Source organism: Halobacillus salinus, assembly GCF_004684905.1.
Taxonomy (GTDB): domain Bacteria; phylum Bacillota; class Bacilli; order Bacillales; family Halobacillaceae; genus Halobacillus; species Halobacillus salinus.
In genome coordinates, this window is the sequence record NZ_SRJC01000011.1 from 16,484 (window position 1) to 36,457 (window position 19,974).

Consider the following 19,974-nt stretch of genomic DNA (forward strand, 5'->3'; position numbering starts at 1 on the left):
GTTGGGCATTTGCGTTGGGGACGGTTCTCGCGTTAGGTCGAACCAAACAGGAGAACCGTCCCCAAATGGAATAATTTATGAAACCTATCCCTCCTCCAGCTCGTATCTTTAACAGAGAATTTATGAGAAAGGGTGACATCTGTGCAATTTATCTATTTGATATTATCCGCCATCTTTTCTGGACTAAGCATCTTTCCATTCATGTATTCGTCATTCGGGGACACGCAAACCAATCCTTTCTCGCTCATAGCTTTCGGGCTCACGGGGCCGATTGCCGTTTGCTTGCCAGGAGTGTATGCACTGATCAGCATCATTCTTGCGATAAAACTGAAGAAAATGGTTCCGAAGATGATCTTGATTATTTGTAGCTCGCTGTTTCTCGTCGTAAATGTTGCTCTCATTGTGGTAGTAGCTATGATGTGATTTTTGTTGGGGACGGTTCTCATGTTTAAAATCAAGGAGGCAGTTGATGAGGAAGTATTGGAAACGTCATGTTGCAGTCGGAGCGATCGTACTTTTACTTTCTTTTCTCGTTTTAAGGATGTTGGATGTTCCGGCACCATTTGGGGCTGGTGTGTTTCTGGCTTTTTTCGCTTTTGAAATAAGTGTGTACCATAGTGCAGCACAAGAGCGAAAGAAGCGGATGCTGGATTAGGCACCAAACACGAGAACCGTCCCCACGTTTTCATGGATTACAGGACCCCGTTTTGTTATAATAAAACAAAGATGATCGTAAACTAAGAAAGGGCCACAGCTGCGAACTGTGACCCGGTCGAATGAGTGTCCCCGAGGGGCCTTCGGCTTCTTCATACAGAATAGACCTTACCCACACAACTTTGGACGGTTAATAGGGAGGTCTATTTTTTATTGATCATTTTAATGACCAACGTCAACAGAGCGATCAGAAACGTACCGAATGCGAACATGACCATCAGTACTTCGTATAAGCCCACCGGCATACCCCCTTTCTGTCAGGGGTTCTGCCGAAGACCTTCCCTAAAAGACACCATTCTTATTCATTGTAGCATAGAGTACCTGCAAAAATTTGTATAATGATGCGGGTGTTTTTTTGTTTGAGAACCGTCCCCGTTTAAAATTCCCTAACGCGAGAACCGTCCCCAACAAAAACCCTCATAATTTGCTCTACCGTATAAGTGATGTTTTCACGGGCATTCTCCGGATCGAGCGCCTCTTCCAGTGATCCAGGACCTCGTTGAATGGAGAACGCGGCATCGAGGGTGGAGTGGAAGTCGTCGGCGTCGACTTTTCCGGCGATAGCGATGACCGGTTTGCCGTGTGCTTTCGCCATTTTGCCGACGCTCATGGGCACTTTTCCTTGAGAAGACTGCGTATCGAGGCTGCCTTCTCCTGTCAGCACCACATCCGCTTCTTTTATTTTCTCTTCGAGTCCCGTCAATTCCGCAATGATGTCGAAACCAGGCTCAAGCGTTGCACCTAATACACCGGCGAGTGCTCCGCCGAGGCCGCCGGCTGCTCCGGCGCCAGGAATCTGCTGCAAGTCGACGCCGTATTTGGTTTCGATGATATCCGCGAACTGCTCCAAGCCATGGTCGAGCTCGTGCACTTGATCAGGCGTCGCGCCTTTTTGCGGGCCGTAAATGTGCGCGGCGCCGTTCGTTCCGTGGAACGGGTTCGTCACGTCGCAGGCAACTGTTATCTGGCAGTCATCGAGTGCCGAAACTTTTTCCGAATCATCCACCGAGGCAATGTGCCCGAGTGGGTTCGTTCCAGTGCTCAACATCTCGTCTTTTTTATCAAAAAATCGATATCCGAGCGCTTGCAGCATGCCGGTTCCGCCATCGGTCGTGGCGCTGCCGCCAAGGGAAACGGTGATCTGGCGGTAGCCTTGCTCTGCGGCATGGCGGATCTGTTCACCGAGCCCGTAGGAATTCAGTTGAAAAGGGTCGCGCTCGGAATCTTCGATCAGCGTCAGCCCGGTACTGCGCGCGCACTCGATGAATGCGGTCGCAGTACCGTCGTTTTCGATGATGGCGTAGCTCGTCTCGACCGGTTTGCCGGAAGGTCCGGTAATGGTGAGCGGGATTTCGTTTGTCAAAACGGGGCGGAGGGCATCGATCGAGCCTTCGCCACCGTCTGCCATCGGTACAACGGTCGTCTTGGCTGAGGGATCCGCTTTATCAATGCCGCTCGCAGCGGCTTGTCCGACTTCTTCGGCGGACAGGGATCCTTTGAATGAATCGGGAGCGATCAGTACGTTCATCTGGCACACCTTCCTTTACTCTGCTCGGACCCAGATGAAGTCGTAGGCTCCGAGCGTCACGTCTTCTTCCACTTTTTCTTCATTAAACAGATTGTACCCTGCTTCGGGAAGAGATATCGTCACCTCTTGTTTCGATGTGTTCACAGCGAAAAAGAGTCGTTCGTTTGTTTCTTCATTATATCGTGTCAGCGCGAATACGCGCTCGTCCAGCTCGACCACCTGCTGCTTGGCATAAGGCGAGAAGGCACTTTCTTCTTTTCGAATGTCGATCATGCGCTGCATGCCTTCAAAGATCCCCTTGCGGCGTGGGTCGTTTTTCAATTCGTGGTTGATCTTGTCGTACTCTAACTTTTCCCGGTTGATGCGACGGTTGATGCCGGACGCTTCCAATCCTTTGCGATCATTTTTCGAACCGAGCAGGGAGTGGTAATAAATCGCCGGAATACCGATCACGGACAAGAGAATCGAGTGGGCGGCGAGCATTTTTGCGATGACGTCTTCTTCGGTCGTATCCTCTTTCTGGTTGACGAGCGCTTCAGAGTAGTTGATGTTCAGCTCATAAACCGACTGGCTGCCGTCCGGGTTGCTCTTATAGGACACTTCGCCGCCGTTCGCTTTCACTTTTTCGACGAGGGTCTGTTTTTCCTCTTCGGTCAAAATGCCTTCGGTCGGGCGCATGCCGATGCCGTCGTGGCTCGCGAGAAAGTTGAAGTACGTCGCCGTATCAGACACCTTGTCGATCGTCTTCGCCCAGTCGGTCAGCTTCGTCGCGTCATGTGTTGTGAAGCTGTGTAGGACGAGCGGCGGCAGCGTGAACTGGTAGACCATGTTCGCTTCGTTCGTGCCGTTGCCGAAGTAGCTGATGTTTTCTTGGTGCGGCACGTTCGTTTCCGTGATGATCTGTGCGTTCGGCTGGTAGTGGCTCATAATCGTCTGCCAAAGCTGGATGATCGCGTGCGCTTCGGGAAGGTGGATGCACGTCGTGCCGGACTTTTTCCAAATGAAGCCGATCGCATCGAGACGGATGCTCTTCCCGCCCTGTTGCGCGTATTCCATCAGGATGTTCGTAATCTCAAGCAGGGCCGGGAAGTGCTTGAAGTTGATGTCGACCTGGTCTTCACTGAACGTCGTCCATGCCGTCTTCGTCCCGTTGTTCCCTTCGTACTCGTGGAAAAGGGGCGAGGTACGCGGCCGGACGACTTGACTCGTATCGAAGTTCTCGTCTTTCGGGATGAAGAATTCGCTGAATGCAGGATCGTCGTTCAAGTAGCGCTGGAACCAATCGCTCAACTGCGAGATGTGGTTTGCGACGAAATCGAACATCATCCGGAAGTCTTTCGAAAAGGTGTTGATGTCCTCCCACGTACCGAGCGCCGGGTCTATTTTCCGGTAGTCGGTCACCGAGAAGCCGTCATCGGATGTGTACGGGAACATCGGAAGCAGGTGGACGTCGGTGATCGTCTCGCCGACTTCTTCTTTCAAAAAGCGGTGCAGGATCGGTAGCGTCGCTTTGCCTTCCTGGTAGACGCTATCCCCGTACGTGATCAAGTAAACGTTCTTTTCCGTGAGGGGAGCGGGAGCCGTCCAGTCTTGGCTGGACCAGTGCTCCAAGAACGCCCGGAACTGCTCGGTGTATTCAGGTTGAAAATCGTCTTTGTAGATGTCTTTCAAGTGCGATTCGATCTGGTTCAGTAGCGTGCTCATCGTGATGCTCCTCTCAGTTTGATCGTTTGATATCCGTAGGCTGGAATGGTGATGATTTCGACTTTTTCAAGCGGGTTTTCCGACAAGTCGGTCGTAGCCATGTCCGTCAGCTGATCGCTCGTAATCGTTCCGGTGACCTCGTTGTCTGCCGGATTGTAAAGGCGCACGATGACACTGCCGTCGTCGTGGGCTTTTTTGATCGAGCTGATGAACAGGTCTTTATTTTCTAGTGCAGCTAGCGAGTAATCGGCTGGCAGCTTTTCGATCGGATACGGAATTTCGAAACGATCGAGTCGCTCTTCGAACGTGTTCAAGCTCTGGTTCTGATACGTTACGTAGCGTTCGTTGTAGCGATCGACCAGGTCGAACAGATTAGAAGCTTCGACTGCGCCGCCCTTCATGTGAATCGCGTAATCGAACGTCATCTTACCGGTCATTTGCGCATCCGGTGTCGTGACGACTTTGTTGTTGATGCCGGAAGCACGTCCTGGGCGCCATGCCAAGTCGTCGCGGCCGAGCAGTCCGACACTGCGGAAGAGCGTGAGCGCGAACTTGCCGGATTCCTTCAACACTTCGTATTCTTTCAGGCCTTTTGTGAAAATAGACAAGTGGTTTTTCTTATCTTCGACTCCGGCGAATTGTTCGACGGTGTAAATCGGTACGGGCGCTTCTTTGTAGCCGTTTTCCTTCCAGTTCGCCATGCGCGGATTTTCCACGGGACGTTGAATCAGGCTGTAACCCTGGTCTCCAAACGATTGCTGTGGCTTTTCGACCGGTGTTTGGATCAAGGCGCGGACGCGGTGGTCATGCACATCGTTGTCGATGTGATGCTGGACGCGGACCGTGTCTTCGCTGCGGCGCATTTCAAAGGTCGTTTGTATCGTGAAGCTTTTCTGCTTGGACGGGTTCAACCGTTGATCCAAGTCAGCAGGAAGTTGCTTCGTATGCTCGATCGTCATCCGTTCGACGTGCTTGGATTTTTCCACGCTGATGAGTTCGAACTGATTCAATATGATCGGCTCGTCTCCAGGCAACGGGGAGTAGTCGTACGAGTCCCCGGCATCGGCGGTGTCTTCGAACTGTAGGAAGTCAGCGGCCGTCGTTCCGGATGCTTTTTCGGTAAGAATCAGGGTGCCTTCGGTTACTTCCAGTTTGTACGTGTCGTTTTCAATGATGGTATCGTTCTCAGGGGTGAGCTGGTCTACGTCGCCGCCTTTTGTTACTTGCAATGTCGTGTAGCCAAGGGCAGGAATCGCCGCCGATTCGATCAGAATCTCGGAGCGGTAGTAACCTGGAATCTCCACTTCTTTATCGCCTTCTGCTGTCACGACGATTTTCTTGCCGCCGCTCAAGTACTCCTGGTTCGTGATCGTGAAATCGAGCGCTTCGCCATCTAAGTTCTTGATCTGGAGGTCTTTTTCATTGGTGAAAAGGACGGTTTCGACTGTGCCAAGGTATGGTTTGGCGTGTGTGTTGAACAGGACGGTGATGTTATCTTGCTCTGACTGGTTGGAAATCGCGTGCGTCAACTGGCGTTTGATCAAGTTCATCAGTCCGTCTGCCTGGCGGACGATTTTTTCGAGACGTTTCATGATGTCTTCGTTCGTATCGTCCGAGTTGCAGCCGCCGATCGAGTCGTGGGCGTGGACGTCGAACAGGTTCTTCCACATTTCATCGAGTCGCGCCTGCGGGTACTTGAGTCCGAGCGATTGACCGATGACCGCGAGCGGTTCGAGTTGGTTGATCAGTTTATGCTCGACGATCGCGTTCCACTTTTTGATGTCGTAACGCTGGGAGCGGATCGTGTTGTGGATGCGTGATCGTTCGGTTGCGATCAGTTCGCCTTCGATCACGTTCGGGAAGTTGTTTTCGCTCCACGTATCTTCCATGAACTGTTCGTAATCGGATAGGAGGTATTCGTGCTCGTCGTCTTTTTCGTTCAGTTTTTCAATTGTTTCCGGGAAGTGCTGGCGTACGAAAACTTGGTCCCCGCCGGATGGGAGGAGCAGGTTGTCGGTGTCCTTGTTCAGATTCGCAAGTTTTTGCAACATTGGGATCAGTTTTTCTTCATAAAAGTCGTCTTCTGCGCTCAGGAATTTACCTGGGCCGTATCCCATCGGCATCACGTTCGCTTTGACCGATTCGCCGTCCGGGGACTTCCAAGTGAAGTTCACGTTGCCGTCGAGCTGGTCAGTGTAAATGCCGCGTTGGAGGATGGCGTAGTCGATGCCGAATCCTTTGAAAAGGGACGGGAGGTACGTATTTTGACCGAAGATGTCCGGCAGGTAGCCGATGTTCATCGAGTGGCCCATCTTTTCTGTACCTTTCACGCCGTACAATAGGTTACGGAGCAGCGATTCTTTGTGGACGAGCAGAGAATCAGCTTGGGTGTACCAAGGCCCGACGTAGATGCGCTTCGCTTCGATCATCTGCTTCAGACGGTCGTAGTTTTCGGGGCGGACCTTAAGATATTCATCGACGATCGACATTTGCGCATCGAAGACGTAGCCGTGGTAGTTGTCATTCGTTTCAAGCAGGTCGATCAAGTGGTCCATATTTTCTGCTAGTAAAAGGTTAGAATCTTCTATTGTAAAGTACCATTCTCTGTCCCAGTGCGAATGCGGGACGACGTAGACACGTTTCTTCTTCATGATGAAATCCTCCAATATATCATCAGCATGCCTGAAGGACAGGCATGCTGGAATGTTCATTTTTTTAAATAGTGATCCGTCCGCGCTTGATGAGGGCGAAGCGGATGAAGATGTTCGCAAGGGCGATGAACATCGCACCGACGACGAGGCCGATGAGATAACCCCAGACGTTTTCGACTAACGGCCATCCCCAGAAGGCTGGCAGTGGATACCACTGAACCGCGCCGAGCAGGACAGCTGTGACCGAACCGATGACGGCTCCGACGATGTTGATCGGAATCGTGATCAGAGGGTTGCGGAGCATGAACGGAATCGCACCTTCACTGATGGCGATCAGGCCGAGCAGGATCGATGTATTCCCTGTGACGCGCAAGTTGGCGTCGAATACGCGACGGCCAACGACGTAGCGGTCAAGCACCGTAGCAAGACCGAGTCCGATCGGTGGAATGACAATCGCAAGCACTCGTGCTGTCAGTGGGAAAATCTGATCGGCGGCAAGTCCGATGTTGATCGCACCAGCTGCTTTGTTGATCGGTCCACCAAGGTCGAATGCCGTAGCGGCAGCGATGACCGTCGATAGCACGATTTCACCAGATTCCTGCGACGCTTCGATCGTGTTGCGCAAGAGTAGGTTCAATCCGCCGAAGACAGGGTCGACGATGTAAAAGTTCAAGAAGAAAATCGATAATACACTGATAGCCGGGATGATCAGCATCGGCTTCATTGCTGATAAGTTTTTGCCAAGCTTGATTTTCTTGTTCAAGAACCGGGCGACGTAACCGGCAGTGAGTCCGAGAATTAATGCTCCGAAGAATCCGGATGGAATTCCGTCTTCGATGCCCCAGAAGCGATAGTGGATCCCTGCTGCGAACAATCCACCGATGAAACCGGCGACGATGCCGACACGGTCAGCCAGCGCATACGCTGTGAACGCGGCGAAGATCGGGTACATGAACTGGAAGATCAAAAATCCGAATTTATCTAAGTAGTGCAGAATAACAAACAGTTCATTGCTGTGGGTCGCATAAGAGATATCGTTGATTTCGTTGACGAGTCCGAACGGGATGGCACCGAGTTTGGCAATTCCCATCATCAGACCAGCGGCAACGATTACCGGAATCATGTAGGAAATACCGGTCAGGATCGCTTGTGCCATTTCGGCTAGAATGCCGGTTTTCTTGTTCGCTCCGCCTCCGTTTGAAGAGGACTCGGCGGATTCTTCGGTCGCTTCGACGACACCGTCCGGGTTGTTCAGGACGCGTTCCACCAATTCTTCACCTTTCGCGAGCGGTTCCGCGACACGGACTTGGACGTAAGGCAGTCCTTTGAAGCGTTCTTTTCCTTTCGGAGAAATGTCCGTTGCGAAAATGATCGCGTCCGCTTCGTCGATCATTTGCTGCGTATGTTCATCTTCTAGACCGTTCGCTCCTTGTTTTTCGGTGAGGACGCGGTAGCCTTTTCTCTTGCCGGCTTGTTCGAGTGCTTCCGCTGCCATGTACGTATGGGCGATGCCGGCAGCACAAGCGGTTACGGCGAGGATCGTTTTCGTGTATTCGCCGGTGTCTTCGGCTTTTTCACTTGTCGCATCGAGTGCCGTCATCAGTTCTTGTGGATTTTTCGCATCCATCAAGTTCTGGTAGTAGTCCTGGTCCATCAAACGAGTGCTCAGTTCCGACAACAGGTTCAAGTGGGTCGAGCCAGATTCTCCTTCTGGAATTGCGAGTAGGAAAACGAGTTCCACTGCGTTGTTCGGGTCGATGCTCTCCCACTCCGTAACAGGTTTCTCCAGTCGGGCTACGGCGAAGGCCGGCTTTTTGACGGCTGCCGATTTTCCGTGCGGGATGGCGAGGCCTTTTTCCAAACCGGTCGGGGAGACCTGCTCGCGTTCTAAAACGGTTTCAAAATATTCCTCTTTCGATGACAGGTACCCTTGATCGTAGAGGGTTTCTGTCAGTTTCCAAATGACGTCTTCTTTCTTCGTCTCCTGCAAGTCGTATCTGATGAGAGACGGTTGGGTCATCTGCTTCAGTTCCATTACAAGTCACCGCCTTGTTGAATTTTTGTAAGTGTTTTCATCTTGCTCTATTACAGTTGTATCATAGGTTCCGGGCTTGTGGTTGTACAGGAAATGTACATTTGTACATTCACAAGTGAAGGAGTACAATGAACATGGATTAGTAGAGAAGGGGTATGCCTTTATGGGAAAAGTGATGGAGAAGTTCTCCGGACACTTGTCGGAACTGACACATTCCGAAAAGCATGTTTTATATTATATCGAAGACCATCTCGAACAGGCGAAGACGATGCCGCTTACGAAAATGGCCGAGGCGAACAGCGTCAGCACGACGACGATCGTCCGCATGTGCCATAAGCTCGGACTCGACGGCTTCGCTGAGTTGAAATATATTTTGAAAACGATCGACGCGACGATCATGCCGACCGATCAGAATCCGGTCGAGCGGTATGTGACGGATATTACGAACAGTCTCGAAACGATTGCACATGAGGATCTGGAGGAGATAGCCGGCTTGATGAAGGGTGCGAACCGGATCGTCATCCTGTCTGTCGGCCTTACGAAGATGGCTGGCGAATACTTAAGTAAACGGTTGATGCAGCTGAACCAGACGTCGACCTACATCTATGAATCGCACATGATCGACCTGATCAGCAACTGGATCGGCCGTGATGATTTGGTCATCTTCCTTTCGTCCAGTGGTGAGACGGAGACGCTGCTTAATGCCGCGGATAAAATAGGTCATCTGAACGTGCCGAGTGTGTCGGTTACGAACGACCCGGACAGCACGCTTCGGAAGCTGACGACGCATGGGGTCAGTGCGCCTGTCCAGAAGGTGACGTATGTGGGCTATGATGTGTCGGCGCGTTCGACGCTTGTGATGTTGTGTGATTTGATATTTGAGTATGTGTTGAAGTTGGTGGCGGATGAATGATGTGCTTTGGGCTCGGGTCTGAGCTTGATTTGAGCTGGGTTTGATTTGAGTTGGGCCTGATTTGATTTGGGGACGGTTCTCGTGTTTTGCCACGAGAACCGTCCCCAATTAAACTTGGTCGACAGTTTAACTTGCACACCCCAATCCATCTATACTAGACTTTCATTCATATAGTCTTGATAGAATCGATTCCATAGATAGAGGAGAATGTATATGACGGAACAGAATCTAGTTTGGTATGCAAGTTTCGGATCGAACATCAACGTCGACCGGTTCCTATGCTACATCCGCGGCGGGAAGCCCGCGTTGTCGAATGATACAGAGCGCGGCTGCCGTGATGCGACGCTGCCGAGGAATGAGCGTCCTTTCGTCATGAACCATCAGCTCTATTTTGCAAAAGAAGCGGGACGCTGGAACGGAGGAGGCGTCGGATTCATCGACACCACTCGCGATGAGTCGTACAGAACGTACAGCAACATGTACCTCGTCACCCGCGAGCAGTTCATGGACATCACTGCGCAGGAAAACGGCTTGGACACGTTCGACATGGACCTCGATGCCATCATGGAAAAAGGGTCAGACGTCGTCCAGGATTCGTGGTACGGCAACATCATCTATCTCGGGGATGAAGACGGTTATCCGGTCTTCACGTTCACGAACCCTGAGCCGATCGCGCCGGACGAAGTGAACAAGCCATCGGTCGAGTATTTGAGTACGATCATCGGAGGCTTGAAGAAGGGTGTCAGGCTCTCGGATGAAGAGATTGTCGACTACTTCCTGGAGGTTCCTGGTGTGAAGGGGACGTTTACGGAAGCGGAGTTGAAGGGTGTTGTGGCGGGTGTCACTGTTTGAGTTGGATGCCTGATTTGAGTTGGAGTTGGGCTTGATTTGTGTTGGGGACGGTTCTCGCGTTAGGGCTTCTGACTCGGACACAAATGGCATTTGAATTGGCATTTGATTTGGGGACGGTTCTCGTGTTTGACCAAACACGAGAACCGTCCCCAATTAAACTCAATCAAACCCAAGCCCTGCTCAACCAGCGTCCCTGTCAGAAAAAAGTGAATTCCCGAACATTTTCTATAACGATTGACCCACTTCCAGTAGACTGATATGATTCCCCGTATGAATTCCATATGAAGCACCTTGTATAAGTTCAGGGATACGGCCTGAGCGTTTCTACCAGCTACCGGAAATAGCTAGTCTACAAGGGAGAGCGATCGTTTTCTTTCCCTTTATGTAAGCACCGGTAGATTTGCCGGTGCTTTTTTGTATGGTTTATAGGAGGGACATCATGAGAAACTTTTTCCAATTCAACGAGCGGGAAACGAACTTCAAGAAAGAGACGCTGGCCGGGGTCACGACGTTTCTTTCGATGGCTTATATATTGGTCGTCAATCCGATCATCCTGAGTGAGGCGGGCATGGACAAGGGCGCGCTCTTCACGGCGACGGCGCTGTCCGCGATTGTCGGATCGCTTCTGATCGGCTTGCTTGCGAACTTCCCTGTCGGTATCGCTCCTAGTATGGGGCTGAACTCATTCTTTACTTTTTCTGTCGTGATCGGCATGGGAATCGAATGGCAGGTGGCGCTGACAGGCGTCTTCATTGCCGGCATCATCTTCATGATCTTGAGTCTCCTCAAGATCCGGGAGAAAATCATCAACGTCATACCGAAAGACATGAAGCACGCGATTGCGGGCGGAATCGGCTTTTTCATTGCGTTCATCGGGCTACAGAACGCGGGCTTCGTTGTAAAAAATGAAGAGACGTTCGTTTCGATCGGGGATCTGACGTCACCGGGCACAGCGCTTGCGGCGCTAGGCTTCGTGCTGACGCTGATGATGCTTGTTCGCGGCATCCGAGGCGGTATTTTCTACGGGATCGTATTGACGAGTATTGTCGGCATGTTCTTCGGACTCGTCGATGTACCGAATTCGGTCGTCGGGGAAGTGCCGAGCCTTGAGCCGACGTTCGGCGTCGTGTTCCAGCACCTTGGTGACATTTTCACACCAGAGATTCTTGCTGTCATTTTCACATTCTTATTCGTTGCGTTCTTCGATACGGCTGGTGCGCTGATTGCGGTCGCGAGCCAAGCTGGCATCATGAAGGATAATAAAATTCCGAATGCAGGACGCGCGCTGCTTGCAGACTCCACATCCGGTGTGGTCGGAGCGATCTTCGGAACGTCGACGACTGCATCGTTCGTCGAATCGTCTGCCGGCGTTGCCGTTGGCGGTCGTACCGGATTCACGAGTGTCGTGATTTCCGCGTGCTTCTTCATCGCGCTGTTCTTCTCGCCGGTGCTAGGTGTCATCACGCCGGAAGTGACCGCGCCAGCGTTGATCATCGTCGGTGCCTTGATGGCGACCGAGGTAAAAGAGATCGACTGGAGCCGCTTCGAAATCGTCGTACCGGCGTTCGTCACGGTCATCATGATGCCGCTGACGTTCAGTGTCGCGACGGGCATTGCACTAGGATTCATTTTGTATCCGTTCGCGATGATCGCGAAGAGGGAATGGAAGCAGGTCCACCCGATCATGTACACGCTCGGTGGATTGTTCATCATGTATTTCGTATTTTTATAAAAAAGGGAGACCCGGAGCCACTAGGTGGTTCCGGGTCTTTTTTTAACAAATTTTCTACTATAAGGTGTGGAAAGCGTCTATAGTAGAAGTATCACGATAAAGTGAGGTGTTTGCTGTGATGGTTTTGGCAGTGTTGAGTGCTGTCCTTCTGGTTGCCGTCGCCGTCTTTCATTTGTTCCTCTTCCTCGGATTTCCGCTCGGAGCATACAGCTATGGCGGGCGGTATGAAGGGGCGTTGCCGCAGGATAAAAGGTGGCTAAGTCTGGTTTCGATGATGGTGTTGATACTTTTCGCCATCGTGATGATCCTCCATGTGCGAGGTGCCGCTTACACGACGTGGGTGCTTTGGGTGATTACGATATTCATGGGCTTGAATACGCTCGGGAACCTTTTTTCGAAAAGTCGTAAAGAAAGACTGGTCATGACGCCGCTTACGGCCGTTCTTTTTGTAAGTTGTCTGGTCATTCTTTTGTCGAGTTAGTGACAAGCATTGCGACGAAGTGCTGCTTCCGATATAGTCGAAGTAAATAAATGAAACATATTTGCAACTCGAACGTAATACAAGAGAGAGGAAAGGAGGAGTTATAATTGGATAATAAATTCAACAATGTCACCGGGCTCTCCTCTGCGAAGAAGCAGAAGTGGAGAAAGTTCGGCGGCTGGTTTGGCAAAATGGCCATGATTTTATTTGTCGTACTTATTCTAGTGTCCATATCTTTCAGTTGGATCACAGATTATATTTGGATGGGGACGGTCGGATACCGCGATTCGTTCATGACGATCCTGACGAGCAAATTGATGCTCGGTGTCGTCGGGTTCCTGCTGTTCTCCATTGTTACTTACATCATGTTCAGCTGGATGCGGAAGGTGTATGTGGGGTATTTCTCCGCAGAACAGCTGCCTGGGTTTATCAACAGTAAGAAAGCGAGCCGCCTGCTCATGTTATCGGTCGCCCTGTTCGCCGGGCTGATCGGGAGCGCACTCGTACAGGGGGTGGGCTGGGAGCCGTGGCTGAAGTTCTTGAACTATGAGCCGTTCGGCGTAAACGATCCGCACTTCGGCCGCGACGTGTCGTTCTACATGTTCGTGCTGCCGTTCATCGAGTTCGTCTTGTCGACGATCCTCGGGCTTGCGATCTTTTTCTTCATTCTGGAGGTGGCGTTCTATTCCGTCTTCCGTATGTACAGTAAGAGTCGCAGCGCACAGCTGCACATGGGCGCAACGCTTGCCGTCATCGGCATACTGCTTGCAGGACAGCACCTGCTCGAGCCGTTCCATTCGCTTTTGACCAATCAGGTGAACATCGTGCAGGAAAGTGTCGTGCACGGGTTGAGCTACACCGATGACGTCATCAACAATCCGGCATCCTACGTGATGGCAGGGGTCGCCGTGCTAGGTACCATTTGGCTGATCATCTCGCTTTTCCGGGGCAACTGGAAAGGGATGCTTGCACCGATCGTCGTGTATATCGCCGTCGGTATCCTCGCACAAGGAGCGTCGATGATCGTCCAGAACTTCGTCGTGTCACCGAACGAATTTTCCAAAGAGAGTCCGTACTTGGAGGAGAATTTGAACATGACGCGAACGGCGTACGATTTTGAAAATATGACCGAGGAACAGCATCCGGGAGCGGATACGCTGGACCAAGCGATGGTCGACCGCAACCAGGACACGATCAACAACGTCCGCATCAACGACAGTCGCCCGCTCTTAAGCGTCTATAATCAGCTTCAGACGTTCCGTACGTACTATGAATTCAATGATATCGATATCGACCGTTACGAGGTAGACGGGGAATATGAGCAAGTGTTCCTCGGCGCACGTGAATTGAATACATCCGACCTTCCGTCCCAGGCGCAGACGTGGGTGAACCAGAACCTTCGTTACACGCACGGTTACGGCATCGCGATGAGTAATGTCAACGAAATCACACCACAAGGACAGCCGGAGTATATGGTCGAGAACCTGCCGCCTGAGGGTGAGCTTCAGGTGGAGCGCCCGCAGCTGTACTTCGGGGAAGAAGATTATGATTCGGTCATCGTCAACAGTGGAGTCGACGAGTTCGACTACCCGGCGGGCGATGAGAACATGTCCAACCGCTTCGAGGCGGATACCGGTGTTCCACTGTCTGGCATCAACCGCGCCCTTTTTGCAATAAATGAAGGGTCGTTCCGGATGTTCGTCTCCGACCAAGTCACAGGAGACAGCCAGTTGTTGCAGACGCGTAACATCATGGACCGCGTCGAGCGCATCGCACCGTTCTTGTCCTACGATGAAGATCCGTACATTTTCTTACGTGATGATGGATCGATGGCATGGATGATCGATGCGTATGTGACGGAGGAAAATTATCCTTACTCCGAACCGTATTCCGGTGATGACAGCTATATCCGAAACTCCGTCAAAGTGACCGTCGACGCCTACACGGGTGAAACGACGTTCTACGTGGCAGAGCCGGATGAGCCGCTTCTGAAGACGTATCAGAAGATGTTCCCGGATATGTTCACGACCGAGGTACCGGACGATGTGCGCAGCCACTTCCGTTACCCGATCGACCTGTTCAAGATCCAGTCCCAGATGTACCGCACGTACCACATGACCAACTTGGAAGTATTCTATAACCGCGAGGATTACTGGGAGATCCCGACGGAAAAATACTTCAACGAAGACATCACGATGGAACCGTATTACGTGACGATGCGTCTGCCGGGAGCGGAAGAAGAGGAATTCGTCCTCATGACGCCGTTCACGCCGCGTAACCGTCAGAACATGATCGCCTGGATGGGTGTTCGTAACGATGGCGAGAACTACGGGGAAATGATGATTTACGAATTTCCGAAACAGGAAAACGTCTACGGTCCACAACAGATCGAGAACCGCATCAACCAGGACAGCACGATTTCCCAACAGCTGAACTTGTGGTCCCAAGGTGGATCCGAGGTCATCCGCGGAAACCTGCTCGTCATGCCGATCGAGGATACGGTCTTGTACGTGGAACCGATCTATATCAAGTCGTCGAACGCAACGTCGCTTCCAGAAGTGAAGCAGGTCATCATCGCGTATCAGAACCAGATCGTGATGGAACCGACCTTCGACCGAGCGCTCGAAGTCCTGCTTTCAAGGATCGATCCGGAAGCAGAAGCACCGGAAGAAGGTGGCGCTGCTGAGGAAACACCGGATACCGGTGCTGCGATCGAGTCGAATGAAGTCCTGCAAGAAGTCGCCGACTTGTTCGACCAATACCAGCAAGAGATGTCATCTGGCAACTATGAAGAAGCCGGCCGCATCATGGAGGAAATCCAGTCTACGTTACAGGAATCCGAACAGATGCAACAGGCGCCTTCTGAGCCGGAGGGTGAGAATACGGAGGGCGATGGTGAGTCGTCTTCGTCTGAATGATGTTTGTTTGCCTGATCCTTTAGGGGATCGGGCTTTTTTTATGTGCGGTTTTGGTGGAAGGGCAGTGAGGGGCGTTCTGTTGGACGTTTTGGGGTGTTTTTCTGGCTGAAAAGGAAGAGAGGGGCTGCTTGGCGGGGGTGGTGGCGCTCTATGTGCCATTTTGGAGATGGTGGCTGGTCAAAATGTCAAAGAGGCGCTTTCTCTCTGCCATTTCAGAAGTGTAAGCTTACCGGAATGTCAGAGAGAGGCTTTCTATCTGACATTTCCAGCTCATCAGCTGGTCAAAAAGGCAGAGAAGGGCTTGCTATCTTCCTTTTTAACCAAGGAGTGATTTGAAAAAGGAAGATACAATCTTTAATTCCGATATTTTCTTGACTTTTCCATAAGTAGGTTATATGGTTAGTTACATAACTAATGAACCAACGAAGAGGTGGAGCTATGGATCGGGAGCTTACGGTCGATAAGCCGATTTTTCAGCAGATTGCTGAGAAAATCGAGGCGGGGATTCTTGATCGATCGATATCAGAAGGTGATCGGGTCCCGTCGACGAACGAATTTGCGAAGCATTATCAAATCAATCCAGCCACTGCAGCAAAGGGAATCAATCTGCTTGTCGAGGAAGGCGTCATTTTCAAGAAGAGAGGGATCGGTATGTTTGTTGCGGAAGGGGCCAGGGCGATTGTGTTGGAGAAGCGGAATCGCGAATTCCGCAAAGCCTATATCGTTCCGTTGAAAAAGGAAGCGGAGAAGATCGGAATCACAGAAGAAGAATTGCATCGTTTACTGAAGGAGGAGGATGCGGAGTGAAGGTCGAGCTTAGGGGTGTCCGTAAGGTGTTCGGGGATACGAAGGCGTTGGATGGTGTGGATGTCCATTTTGAGGAGAACAAGTTTTACGGGCTGCTCGGGAAAAATGGAGCGGGCAAAACGACGTTGATGCAGCTGCTAGCGGGGCATACGCTTCCGACTGCGGGGGAAGTGCTCTTGGACGGGGAGGCTCCGTTCAATAACCGCGACGCGCTGAAGAGAGTCTGCTTGATCAACGAGAGCAGCAACTTCAAGCGGCGTCTCAAGGTAAAGGACGTGCTGAAGATCGCTTCGCTTTTCTATCCGAATTGGTCACGGGAGACGGCGGAGTACTTGATGGAAAAGTTCAACTTGAAACCGGGAATGAGTACACGTGGCCTGTCGAAGGGGATGGAATCGGCGCTTGGAATCATCATCGGTTTGTCTGCACGAGCGGACGTGACGATTTTCGATGAGCCGTATATCGGGCTCGATGCTTCGGCGCGCTATATGTTCTATGATCTGCTTCTGGAAGAATTCGAAGAGCATCCACGGACGTTCATCCTCTCGACGCACTTGATCGATGAGGTGAGTCGGCTGTTCGAAGAAGTCGTCGTCTTGAAAGAAGGCGAGGTCCTTTTTCAAGAGACGGCAGAGTTGATGATCGAGAAGAGCTTGAAAGTGAGTGGGACGAAGGAGAAGGTCGATGCGTTCACTAAAGGGAAAACGGTGATCGAGGAAAGCGAGATGATGGGGATGAAGTCCGCGCTCGTCTACGGGGAAGTGTTGCAGCTCGAAGATGCAAAAGCTTTCGGGCTGGAAGCGGAGCGCAGCTCGATGCAGACGTTGATGGTGCACTTGACCGACCAGAAGGAGGAGAAGTATGCGTAAGGATCTGAAAGCGATGCTGTATTATGTGGTTCTGGATTACCGGTATACATTCCTCATCTTCTGGGCGATTCTCATGTGTACGCTCGTCGCGTTCACGTTGATCGGTTCGATGTTCGAGAACTCGTCGATCATCGTCTTCACAGGACCTGCGGCGATGATCTTCTCCTTGATCTGCGGGTTGAATCTGACGAAGGAAACCTTTCCATTTTGTATCAAAATGGGGCTGACGCGTTACCGCTATCTCATCGGTTCCGCGTGCTTCGTCCTATTGTTCGCAGCGGCGATGTCGGTCGTCCATCTTGTCGTGAAAAATGCATTTGAATTCGTCTTGACGACGCTCGGAATCAGCGGCATCAGCCACTATTCGATCCTCCAGTTCTTGAGCATGCCGGAAACATGGAGTAACGAACTGTGGGTCTTGGCGGTGCTGAACCTTTTGTGCCTGACGCTCGGTTTCTCTATCGGAACGGTTTTCTATCGTTACGGACTGATCGGCGGATTCGGCACGATCGCGTTGCTCTTTTTCGTCATCGTGCTGCCGTCGACGCGGGAAGTGCTCGCTGAGGGGTTGCTTGAGATGGGGGAAGGAGGAGTCACAGTCCATTTCGGAGTGCTGCTTTTGATTTCGTTGATGGCATTTTTGCCGAACTGGCCTTTTCTCCACAAGGCATCGACGGTTCCGGCGCGAGCGAGATGAGAATGAAAAAAGCTGCCGTTGGGCAGCTTTTTTTACTTACAATCACATTCATATTCTATAAACCGATACTCCTCATACAAACGGAACTCTTTGAAATCACTCGTCTCTGATTCATACAGCTTCACAACAGGAGCGATATCTTGTTTAGCCAGCTTCCTGATCTGTCCCTCTACATCCCCGGCGAAATCAATAGTGTAGTCGTTCATGTCTTGATAAAGGTCCTGGTGCTCGCAGACATCATATGTCACGGCTTTGTAAAGCACCTATAACTCCCTCCTCATGAACACACTGTTCGGGTCTTTTTTGTAATCGGAAAAAGGTTCGCAATACTCGAATCCGGAGTTCTCATACAGTTTCCGTGCTGGTTGGAATATTTCCATCGCGCCGGTTTCCAGGCTCAACCTGCTGTAACCACGCCCCCTGGCCTCTTCGATGATGAAGTCGAGAAGCTGTTTGGCAATCCCTTTTCTCAAATGATCGGGGTGTGTCTTCATCGACTTGATTTCACCATGCTTGCGGTCCAGCTCTAGAATCGCCACGCATCCGACCAGCTCGCCAGTCTCCCAACCACTCCAGAAAGTGATGTCCGGTTTCCGCAATCCGTCGAGGTCGAGGGCGTGTTTGCTCTCGGGTGGGGAGTGGGCCCTCATACTTTGAATGTGCTGGTTCAGTAGTTCGGCCACCTCTGGTCCGGTCAAATCGTCTATTTTTATTTCCATTGCTATGAATCCTCCTGCAGGCTATCTTAGGTGGAACATTCCTTTGCCATTTTCCGTGTTGATCGGCAGGGACGAATGCTCGTGGGTAATCATCCAGGAGCCGTCTACTTTCTTCATGCAAAAAGTGAAGCGGTTCGACATTTGACGAAGCTTCTCTTCCGTTTCATTTTTGTGAGCGGCGTACGTGACCGCGCAGTGAGCGAACGCTGTATCGTCCCCTTCCTCGACAACGAGGTCATTGAGATCGACTTGCAGAAAAACGCCTTCTTCGTTCAATCCATCGAACCAGCCAATGACGTTGTCTCGCCAAGCGGCCTTGCCGTCCAATTCCCAATTTCCCCAAGCATCATAAATATGTATCTCAGGAGAATAGGCGGACATCAACTTCTCGACATCTTTCTCTTTCACTGCCTGTTTGTAAGTTTCCAATACTTCTTGTGCGGTGCTGATTCCACTAGTCATAAAAATTCTCCCTTTCCATTTTAAAATGGTCACGTATTACATATTCCCTGTTCATGTCGGAATACCTTTATTAACGATGAAAAAAGGGGAAAGAGTGTGGCTTTATAGGTGACGTTTCTGGAGTGGATGGAGTCGGAAATGTCAGTAAGGAGGGAGCTCTAGGCCGTTTTAGCTAAAGGAGAGGTTGGTTATGGCAGATAGACGGCATTTCTCTGCCGTTTCGGTTATGTTGGACGGGTGAAAAGGAAGGTAGGAGCTTGTTATGTGACATTTTGGAAGTTTTTTGCTGAAAAAGGGAAGAGAGAGCGAGTGTCGGCAGCTATGTGCCGTTTTGGAGCTGGAGTGAGGCGGAAATGTCAGCTAGAAGGCGGCTCTCGCACATTTTTGCTAGAGGAAAGGTTGGTTATGGCAGATAGGCGGTGTTTCTCTGCCGTTTCGGTGAGGTTGTACAGTCAAGTCCGCAATCTTGTGTAAATTGATATCCACAATGAAATTACCTATATCGTTGAGAAGATAGTTTTGATTTATCGGAGGAAAGGGCCCTTTCCTCCGATAAATCACTTTCCACCTGGTTTCTTGTTTACGAAGAGAGGTCGTTTGAGTTTTAACATATCCGCGTAATCCATCAATACAGCCCCTAGTAAACGAAAGGCTGATTGGGTGTTAGGGAATATGCGAATCACACGTTCTCGACGTCTGATTTCTTGGTTTAATCTTTCTAATGAATTCGTACTTCGAATGTACACATGGTAATCTTTCGGCTCCGTCATGTACTGGATCGCATCATCAAATCCATCTTCTAATTTACGGATGGTTTTGTCTAATTTAGTATTATCACTATATTGCGTAATGAATTTTTCTTTGGACTCTCTAGCGTCTTCAGGAGAGACTG

Annotated in this window: 20 protein-coding genes and 1 riboswitch; of the genes, 11 read left to right on the forward strand and 9 right to left on the reverse strand. The window is 51.0% G+C overall.

The features are described from left to right. Positions 1–141: 141 nt before the first annotated feature. The gene (locus E4663_RS19225) at positions 142–423 is read left to right on the forward strand and encodes a hypothetical protein (RefSeq protein WP_079478741.1); all 282 of its coding nucleotides are present in this window, start codon (positions 142–144) and stop codon (positions 421–423) included. Positions 424–469: 46 nt separating this feature from the next. Then, on the forward strand, positions 470–655 hold the full coding sequence (locus E4663_RS19230; RefSeq protein ID WP_135328796.1) for a hypothetical protein: 186 nt from the start codon (positions 470–472) through the stop codon (positions 653–655). Positions 656–857: 202 nt separating this feature from the next. On the opposite strand, the gene E4663_RS19235 is transcribed toward E4663_RS19230, so the two are convergent. From E4663_RS19235 to E4663_RS19255, 5 genes are all read right to left on the reverse strand, one after another. Next, a complete protein-coding gene (locus tag E4663_RS19235; protein ID WP_135328797.1) occupies positions 858–953 on the reverse strand; it encodes a putative holin-like toxin in 96 nt (31 codons plus the stop codon). A 137-nt stretch (positions 954–1,090) separates the two neighbouring features. Further along, positions 1,091–2,242, reverse strand: coding sequence for a glycerate kinase family protein (locus tag E4663_RS19240; protein WP_135328798.1), 1,152 nt, complete (start codon positions 2,240–2,242; stop codon positions 1,091–1,093). Positions 2,243–2,257: 15 nt separating this feature from the next. Continuing rightward, positions 2,258–3,946 carry an alpha-amylase family glycosyl hydrolase gene (locus E4663_RS19245; protein WP_135328799.1) on the reverse strand — a complete coding sequence of 563 codons (1,689 nt, stop codon included), beginning with the start codon at positions 3,944–3,946 and terminating at the stop codon, positions 2,258–2,260. After that, complete coding sequence (locus E4663_RS19250) at positions 3,943–6,597, reverse strand: glycoside hydrolase family 38 N-terminal domain-containing protein (protein WP_135328800.1); 2,655 nt, start codon at positions 6,595–6,597, stop codon at positions 3,943–3,945. Before E4663_RS19250 ends, E4663_RS19245 begins: the two co-directional genes overlap by 4 nt. A gap of 64 nt (positions 6,598–6,661) precedes the next feature. Then, the gene (locus E4663_RS19255) at positions 6,662–8,632 is read right to left on the reverse strand and encodes a fructose-specific PTS transporter subunit EIIC (RefSeq protein ID WP_135328801.1); all 1,971 of its coding nucleotides are present in this window, start codon (positions 8,630–8,632) and stop codon (positions 6,662–6,664) included. A gap of 163 nt (positions 8,633–8,795) precedes the next feature. Here E4663_RS19255 and E4663_RS19260 point away from each other — a divergent pair, with 163 nt between their 5' ends. From E4663_RS19260 to E4663_RS19295, 9 genes are all read left to right on the forward strand, one after another. Further along, positions 8,796–9,545, forward strand: a complete 750-nt coding sequence (locus tag E4663_RS19260) for a MurR/RpiR family transcriptional regulator (protein WP_135328810.1) — start codon at positions 8,796–8,798, stop codon at positions 9,543–9,545. 213 nt (positions 9,546–9,758) lie between these two features. Next, a complete protein-coding gene (locus tag E4663_RS19265) occupies positions 9,759–10,397 on the forward strand; it encodes a hypothetical protein (RefSeq protein ID WP_135328802.1) in 639 nt (212 codons plus the stop codon). Positions 10,398–10,480: 83 nt separating this feature from the next. After that, positions 10,481–10,654: a hypothetical protein gene (locus E4663_RS19885; protein ID WP_158290544.1), complete on the forward strand. Its 174-nt coding sequence runs from the start codon at positions 10,481–10,483 to the stop codon at positions 10,652–10,654. Between the two features lie 14 nt (positions 10,655–10,668). Next, positions 10,669–10,769: riboswitch (purine riboswitch) on the forward strand. A 67-nt stretch (positions 10,770–10,836) separates the two neighbouring features. Next, a complete protein-coding gene (locus E4663_RS19270) occupies positions 10,837–12,129 on the forward strand; it encodes an NCS2 family permease (protein WP_135328803.1) in 1,293 nt (430 codons plus the stop codon). Positions 12,130–12,247: 118 nt separating this feature from the next. After that, positions 12,248–12,610: a hypothetical protein gene (locus tag E4663_RS19275; protein ID WP_135328804.1), complete on the forward strand. Its 363-nt coding sequence runs from the start codon at positions 12,248–12,250 to the stop codon at positions 12,608–12,610. A gap of 107 nt (positions 12,611–12,717) precedes the next feature. Then, positions 12,718–15,528 (forward strand): UPF0182 family membrane protein, encoded by a 2,811-nt coding sequence (locus E4663_RS19280; protein ID WP_241657246.1) that lies wholly within the window; start codon positions 12,718–12,720, stop codon positions 15,526–15,528. 438 nt (positions 15,529–15,966) lie between these two features. Further along, complete coding sequence (locus E4663_RS19285) at positions 15,967–16,335, forward strand: GntR family transcriptional regulator (protein WP_135328812.1); 369 nt, start codon at positions 15,967–15,969, stop codon at positions 16,333–16,335. Further along, positions 16,332–17,204, forward strand: coding sequence for an ABC transporter ATP-binding protein (locus tag E4663_RS19290; RefSeq protein WP_135328805.1), 873 nt, complete (start codon positions 16,332–16,334; stop codon positions 17,202–17,204). The genes E4663_RS19285 and E4663_RS19290 overlap by 4 nt, the downstream gene beginning before the upstream one ends. Beyond that, a complete protein-coding gene (locus E4663_RS19295) occupies positions 17,197–17,901 on the forward strand; it encodes a DUF4052 family protein (RefSeq protein WP_135328806.1) in 705 nt (234 codons plus the stop codon). The genes E4663_RS19290 and E4663_RS19295 overlap by 8 nt, the downstream gene beginning before the upstream one ends. A 32-nt stretch (positions 17,902–17,933) precedes the next feature. Here the strand turns inward: E4663_RS19295 and E4663_RS19300 are convergent, their stop codons facing one another. The 4 genes from E4663_RS19300 to E4663_RS19315 form a co-directional block, all read right to left on the reverse strand. Next, positions 17,934–18,164 (reverse strand): hypothetical protein, encoded by a 231-nt coding sequence (locus E4663_RS19300; protein WP_135328807.1) that lies wholly within the window; start codon positions 18,162–18,164, stop codon positions 17,934–17,936. After that, a complete protein-coding gene (locus tag E4663_RS19305; protein ID WP_135328808.1) occupies positions 18,165–18,620 on the reverse strand; it encodes a GNAT family N-acetyltransferase in 456 nt (151 codons plus the stop codon). It lies immediately after the preceding gene. Positions 18,621–18,641: 21 nt separating this feature from the next. Then, a complete protein-coding gene (locus tag E4663_RS19310) occupies positions 18,642–19,082 on the reverse strand; it encodes a YybH family protein (RefSeq protein ID WP_135328809.1) in 441 nt (146 codons plus the stop codon). 557 nt (positions 19,083–19,639) lie between these two features. Then, positions 19,640–19,974: transposase (locus tag E4663_RS19315; protein WP_193554868.1), on the reverse strand; the 335-nt coding region annotated here is incomplete at its 5' end.

Bases quoted from the DNA above. Each gene is read 5' to 3' on its own strand.
- E4663_RS19885 (WP_158290544.1), top strand. From the start codon at position 10,481: ATGGCATTTGAATTGGCATTTGATTTGGGGACGGTTCTCGTGTTTGAC.
- E4663_RS19245 (WP_135328799.1), bottom strand. From the start codon at position 3,946: ATGAGCACGCTACTGAACCAGATCGAATCGCACTTGAAAGACATCTAC.
- E4663_RS19285 (WP_135328812.1), top strand. From the start codon at position 15,967: ATGGATCGGGAGCTTACGGTCGATAAGCCGATTTTTCAGCAGATTGCT.
- E4663_RS19265 (WP_135328802.1), top strand. From the start codon at position 9,759: ATGACGGAACAGAATCTAGTTTGGTATGCAAGTTTCGGATCGAACATC.
- E4663_RS19250 (WP_135328800.1), bottom strand. From the start codon at position 6,597: ATGAAGAAGAAACGTGTCTACGTCGTCCCGCATTCGCACTGGGACAGA.
- E4663_RS19230 (WP_135328796.1), top strand. From the start codon at position 470: ATGAGGAAGTATTGGAAACGTCATGTTGCAGTCGGAGCGATCGTACTT.
- E4663_RS19240 (WP_135328798.1), bottom strand. From the start codon at position 2,242: ATGAACGTACTGATCGCTCCCGATTCATTCAAAGGATCCCTGTCCGCC.
- E4663_RS19255 (WP_135328801.1), bottom strand. From the start codon at position 8,632: ATGGAACTGAAGCAGATGACCCAACCGTCTCTCATCAGATACGACTTG.
- E4663_RS19305 (WP_135328808.1), bottom strand. From the start codon at position 18,620: ATGGAAATAAAAATAGACGATTTGACCGGACCAGAGGTGGCCGAACTA.
- E4663_RS19295 (WP_135328806.1), top strand. From the start codon at position 17,197: ATGCGTAAGGATCTGAAAGCGATGCTGTATTATGTGGTTCTGGATTAC.
- E4663_RS19310 (WP_135328809.1), bottom strand. From the start codon at position 19,082: ATGACTAGTGGAATCAGCACCGCACAAGAAGTATTGGAAACTTACAAA.
- E4663_RS19270 (WP_135328803.1), top strand. From the start codon at position 10,837: ATGAGAAACTTTTTCCAATTCAACGAGCGGGAAACGAACTTCAAGAAA.
- E4663_RS19260 (WP_135328810.1), top strand. From the start codon at position 8,796: ATGGGAAAAGTGATGGAGAAGTTCTCCGGACACTTGTCGGAACTGACA.
- E4663_RS19275 (WP_135328804.1), top strand. From the start codon at position 12,248: ATGGTTTTGGCAGTGTTGAGTGCTGTCCTTCTGGTTGCCGTCGCCGTC.